Genomic DNA, 5,805 nt, shown 5'->3' on the forward strand with positions numbered 1-5,805 from the left:
GCCCGCCCGGCCCCGACGCCCGCCGCAGCCGAGGAAACGCCCGCCCCGACCCCGGCGGCCCCAACCCCGGCGGCCCCGACCCCAGCGGCCTCGGCCCCCGCGGCGTCGGCCCCCGCCCCCGCCCCCGCCCCTCAGGCCGAGGAGCAGACCCCGCCCGCCGCCGCCCGGTCCGCCACGCCCCCGGCAGCGGCCGCGCCTGCCGCGCCCGCCTCGGAAGGCACGGCGGACCTGCCGCCTCCGCCCGAAGCCGACGCCCCGGCTGCGGCCGGCACGCCTGCGGCACCGATCCCGCCCGCCGCCCCGGCCGCGCCCGGAACCGCATCGGGCGCCGCCACGACCACGACCGAACCCGCCGAGTGATCGCGGCCCCCTGCGGCAGCCAGGACGCACCATGCCGGCCATGTTGCGTTGCCGGGCTGCCAGCGGGGCGGTTTGCCCTTATGATCCGGCCAAAGCAGAACGAGGACACGCCACCCATGCGCCGATCCCCCCTTCTAGGACGCCTGATGGCGACCACCCTGCCCGTGGCCCTGGTGATCGGCTCGGCCGGCACGATTGCCGTCGCGGAACCGATGTATGGGCGGAGCATGTCCACCTATGGCCTGCCGGGCGGCATCGACACGCCGACGGCGGAAACGCTGCCCGACGGAACCCTGGGGGCGACGGTCTCGTGGTCGGATTACGGCCGCCGCAGCAGCGTCGTCTTTCAGGCGCTGCCGGGGCTGACGACCGTGCTGCGCTATTCCCGGGTGGAAGGCATCAACGATTACCGCAACGACGGCTATATCTCGGACCGCTCGGCGGACCTGCGCTATCAGGTGCTGGACGAACAGGGCTGGCGCCCGGCGGTGGCCGTCGGCTTGCAGGACTTCCTGGGCACCGGCGTTTATTCGGGCGAATACATCGTCGCCACCAGGACGGTGACGCCTTCGGTCCGCGTCTCGGCCGGTCTCGGCTGGGGCGTGCTGGCGGGCAAGCCGCGCACCATCGACACCACCGACGAGGGCGGGACGCCCAACGTGGACCAATGGTTCCGGGGCGGCGCCCGGCCCTTCGCCTCGGTCAGCTGGCAGGTCAATGACCGGCTGAACCTGGTCGCGGAATATTCCAACACCGACTATGTGACGCGATACAGCAACGGCCGGGTCTTCCAGCAGGGCGAAGAACCGGACAGCAAGCTGAACCTTGCCGCCTTCTACCGCTTCGGCGGCAATTACGAGGTCGGCCTTTACACCATCGGCGGCAACACCTTCGGGGCGCAGTTCTCCATCGCCCTGAACCCGCGCGAGGCGCCCTATCCCTCGGGGCTGGAAAAGGCTCCGGCCCCGGTCCGCCCGCGTCCTGCGCCCCAGGCCGATCCCGACGGCTGGTCGGGCATCTGGGCGCAGGATCCGACCGCGCGGCCCGCGATCCAGACCGCGCTCGGGCAGGCCATGGCCAAGGAAGGCCAGACCCTTGAAAACATGGCGCTGCGGCCCGACCGGGCCGAGGTCCGCCTGCGCAACGGGCGCCATGTCAGCCAGGCCGAGGCCATCGGCCGCACCGCGCGCCTGATGACCCGCGCCCTGCCCCCTTCGGTCGAGACCTTTGTGATCACCTCGACCGCCGACGGGGTGCCCACGTCATCCGTCACCCTCCGCCGCTCGGACATCGAGCGGCTGGAGAACACCGAGGCCGGGCAGATCGCCGCCGTCTCGGCCCTGTCGGACGCCCCGGCAGGCGCGCCGGGCCTGGTGCGCAGCGAGGGCGCCTATCCGCGCTTCCGCTGGTCGATCAAGCCTTACGTCGATCTCGGCATCTTCAGCGCCGAGGACGGACTGACCCACGAGGTCGGGGCCGAGGCCCGCGCCAGCTACGAGATCGCGCCGGGGCTGGTCCTGACCGGCGCCCTGCGCCAGCGGGCCTTCGGCAACATCGACCAGCGCGGGCCGGGCATCCCCTCGGACCGCGCGTTCTGCGAGGCCTATGGCCGCTGCGGGCGGGGCGAGCATTTCACGCCCGGGGAATACGAAGCCAATCCCGCCCTGGAAACCACCCCCGAGGGCGTGCCGCGCGTCCGGTCGGACACGCGCATGTATACCGGCAACAACGACCCGGTGATCCCGGAACTGACGCTGGCCTGGTATGCCAAGCCCGCGCCCACCGTCTATACCCGCGTGACCACCGGTCTTCTGGAACGCGCCTTCGGCGGCGTCTCGACCGAGGTGCTGTGGAAGCCGGTCAATTCTCCCTTCGCCCTGGGGGCCGAGGTCAACCGCGTGAAGAAGCGCGACTTCGACCAGCTGTTCGATTTCCGCGACTACGAGGTCACGATGGGCCATGTTTCGGCCTATTACGAATTCGCCCGGGGCTTCACGGCGCAGCTTGACGTGGGCAAGTATCTGGCGGGCGACAAGGGTGCGACGCTGACCCTGACGCGCGAATTCGCCAACGGCTGGCGGATCGGGGCCTATGCGACCAAGACCGACCTTTCGTCCGAGGAATTCGGCGAGGGCAGCTTCGACAAGGGCGTCACCCTGTCGATCCCGCTCGGCTGGGCAACCGGCCAGCCCTCGCGCGAGCGCGTCAGCGCCGACCTGCGGTCCCTGTCGCGCGACGGCGGGGCGCAGCTGAACGTCCGCGACCGCCTGTACGACCATGTCCGGGACAGTCATTCCGTCAAACTCTATGAAGGCTGGGGGAGGTTCTGGCGATGATGAACGGCGTCCTGAAGATCACGCTGGCGGTGTCCCTGCTGGCAGGACTGGCCGGGTGCGGCAACGACAGCGAAGGCGCCGGACCCTTCGGCGCGCTGGCGCAGACGGCAGGCCAGATCGTCGCGGAACGCCGCGCGTCCGGCCAGCCCGCAGCGCCTGCCAAGTCCCCGCAGGAGGCCGCGGCCGAGGCGCTGCGCGTCAATCCCGGCCCGCTGATCCAGGCGGGCTTCGAAAGCCTGGGCCGCACGCAGGTGATGGCGATGACCGGGCAGAACGGCACCCTGCGCACCTTCATGACCCCGGCCGAGGAGGCGCTGATCCTGCGGGGCGGGATGCTGGTCGGCACGCGCGGCCTGGGCCATGACCTGTCCGTGGCCGAGCCGGGGACGGAATCCCTGATCCGCGCGGGCGCGGCGGGCAACGGCACGCGCATCATGCGATATTTCGCGGGCGACGGGGTGGAGCGGCCCTTGCAGTTCGCCTGCACCGTGGGCGCCGGCCCGCGTCCCGGCGTGACGGTGGAAAGCTGCGAAGGCCACGGCACCAGCTTTCAGAACAGCTACATGGTGCAGGGCGGCCAGATCGCCGTGTCGCGTCAGTGGATCGGGCCGGACCTGGGCTATGTGACGATCCAGGTGCTGCGGCCCTGATGCCGGAACCGGCCTTCGCGGGCCGGTTTTTCCTTTATTCGCCCGACAGATAGCTGTCGATGGCGGCGCGCACGCCCCGGGTTTGCACCAGTTCCAGCTTGCGGGAGAAAGCCTCCTGGAAGCGGGGATTGGCGGCCAGCGGACCGAACACGGCCTCGTTCGCCAGGAAGGCCAGGGGGTCGCGGCGCGAGGCAAGGGCATAGTCGCGCAGCGTATCGCTGTTGTCGTCGTTGGGCGCGATTTCGTTGCCCGCCTCGTCCCTGCGTTCGCAATAGCGGCACCAGAAGGCGACTTCTTGCGCCAGCCCGTCGATGCCGCGGTCGTCCTTCAGGGCATCGGCCAGCGTCGGCAGGATGAACTTGGGCTGCCGGTTCGACCCGTCCAGGCACAGGCGCGGGATCGTGTCGCCGACCTCGGGGTTGGCGAAGCGGCTGACGATCAGGTCCAGGTAATCGTCATAGCTGACGCCGGGAATGGGTTGCAGGGTCGGGATGATCTCGCGCGTTTCCAGGGCGCGCAGCCAGGCGGCGATCTGCGGGTCGGCCATGGCGTCGTGAACGAAGTGGTGCCCCAGCAAGGCCGAGGGATAGGCGATGGCCGCGTGGCCGCCGTTCAGGATGCGCAGCTTCATCAGCTCGTGGCGGCCGACATCGGCCACGAATTCCGCGCCGACCTTTTCCAGCGGCGGGCGCCCCTGGGGAAAGTTGTCCTCGAGCACCCATTGGCGGAACGGCTCGCAGACCACGGGAACGGCGTCGATGATGCCGAAGCGGTGGCCGACAAGCGCCCGTTCGCGGTCGGAGGTGGCGGGGGTGATGCAATCGACCATGGAATTCGGAAAAGCCACCTTGCGCCGGATCCATTCGGCCAGCGCCGGGTCCGACAGTTGCGCCAGTTCCGTCACCGTGCGCGCGCAGACATGGCCGTTTTCCGGCAGGTTGTCGCAGGAAAGCACCGTGAAGGGCTCGGCCCCCGCGTCCCGACGCTGCCGCAGCGCGGCCAGGATCATGCCGAAAACGGTGCGCGGCGCGTCCGGGTGGGCGGCGTCATGGGCGATATCCGGGTGGGCCGCGTCAAAGCCGTCGGTCTTGGCATCGACGTAATAGCCGCCTTCGGTGATGGTCAGCGACACGATGCGGATCGCGGGGTCGGCCATGGCCGCGATCACCGCCTGCGGCTCCACGGGAACGAAATCGACCATGGACCCGATCACGCGCGCGTTCAGCCCGTTCGGGTCCAATTCCACCACGGTGGTCAGCCAGTCCTGCGCGGCCAGCCGGTCGCGCATGACGGCATCCCCGGGACGGACGCCCGCGCCGATCAGCGCCCAGTCATGCCCCTCGCCCTGGTCGAACAGCCGGTCGAGGTAATAGGCCATATGGGCGCGGTGGAAATTGCCGACGCCGACATGGAGGATGCCGGGGCGCAGGGCGGCGCGGTCGTATGCCGGGCGGCCCACGGTCTCGGGCAGGTCTTTCAGCGCGGATGCGTTCAACGAAACGGCCATGGCCGAACCTTTCTTCTGGGGGACGAGCCTCAGCTCATCCAGTTGCCGCCATCGACGTTGTAGGTCTGGGCGACGATGTAGTCGGCCTCGGGCGAGGCCAGGAAGATCGCCATGCCGGTCAGATCCGCGGCGGTGCCCATGCGGCCGAAGGGGACGGCGGCGCCGACTTCCTTCTTCTTCTGGCCGGGCTCCTTGCCCTCGTATTTGGCGAAAAAGGCGTCCACGCCGTCCCAATGCTCGCCATCGACCACGCCGGGGGCAATGGCGTTCACGTTGATGCCGTGCTTGATCAGGTTCAGCCCCGCCGACTGGGTCAGGCTGATGACGGCGGCCTTGCTGGCGCAGTAGACGGCGACCAGGGCCTCTCCGCGCCGACCGGCCTGGGAGGCCATGTTGATGATCTTGCCGCCCTGCCCGCGTTCGATCATGCCGCGCGCGACGGCCTGCATGGTGAACAGCGTGCCCGCCACGTTGACGGCGAAGATGCGGTCGTAGTCGGCGCGGGTGATTTCCGCGATGGGGGCTGCGGTGAACAGGGCGGCGTTGTTGACCAGGATGTCGATGCCGCCGAAGGCCCCTTCCACCTCGGCCACGCAAGCGTCGATGGAGGATTGGTCGGTCACGTCCAGCCGCACGGCGATGGCGCCGTCACCCAAGGATTCGGCTGCCTGCCGGGCCGCGTCGATGTTGATGTCGCCCATCGCCACGCGGGCGCCTTCGGCCCTGTAGGCGCGGGCGAATTCCAGCCCGATGCCGCGCGCCGCGCCGGTGATCAGCGCGCGCTTTCCTTTCAGTCGCATCAGATGCGGTCTCCGTTGGTGTCGAACTTGTGGATTTTGCCTTCGTCCGGGGTCAGCCAGACGGTGTTGCCGTGGTGGAGGTTCACCTCGCCGGTGGACCGGACGGTGACGGTTTCGGCCAGGCCGGTGCCTTCCACATAGAAGAAGCTGTC

At 69.7% G+C, this 5,805-nt stretch carries 5 protein-coding genes; 3 read left to right on the forward strand and 2 right to left on the reverse strand.

Annotation, left to right across the window (positions count from 1 at the left end; genetic code table 11):
* The 3 genes from ACFOM8_RS22260 to ACFOM8_RS22270 all read left to right on the forward strand — a co-directional run.
* The coding region (locus ACFOM8_RS22260; protein WP_377764561.1) for a hypothetical protein at positions 1-360 on the forward strand (360 nt) is incomplete at its 5' end.
* A gap of 146 nt (positions 361-506) precedes the next feature.
* On the forward strand, positions 507-2,696 hold the full coding sequence (locus tag ACFOM8_RS22265) for a YjbH domain-containing protein (protein WP_377764562.1): 2,190 nt from the start codon (positions 507-509) through the stop codon (positions 2,694-2,696).
* A complete protein-coding gene (locus tag ACFOM8_RS22270) occupies positions 2,693-3,346 on the forward strand; it encodes a YjbF family lipoprotein (protein ID WP_377764563.1) in 654 nt (217 codons plus the stop codon). The genes ACFOM8_RS22265 and ACFOM8_RS22270 overlap by 4 nt, the downstream gene beginning before the upstream one ends.
* 34 nt (positions 3,347-3,380) lie before the next feature.
* Here ACFOM8_RS22270 and ACFOM8_RS22275 read toward each other — a convergent pair whose 3' ends face one another.
* Positions 3,381-4,853: a mannitol dehydrogenase family protein gene (locus tag ACFOM8_RS22275; protein WP_377764564.1), complete on the reverse strand. Its 1,473-nt coding sequence runs from the start codon at positions 4,851-4,853 to the stop codon at positions 3,381-3,383.
* A gap of 29 nt (positions 4,854-4,882) precedes the next feature.
* The gene (locus tag ACFOM8_RS22280) at positions 4,883-5,653 is read right to left on the reverse strand and encodes an L-iditol 2-dehydrogenase (RefSeq protein ID WP_377764565.1); all 771 of its coding nucleotides are present in this window, start codon (positions 5,651-5,653) and stop codon (positions 4,883-4,885) included.
* Positions 5,654-5,805 lie beyond the last annotated feature (152 nt).

The sequence above is a fragment of the Paracoccus angustae genome (assembly GCF_042648745.1).
Classification (GTDB): Bacteria; Pseudomonadota; Alphaproteobacteria; order Rhodobacterales; family Rhodobacteraceae; genus Paracoccus; species Paracoccus angustae.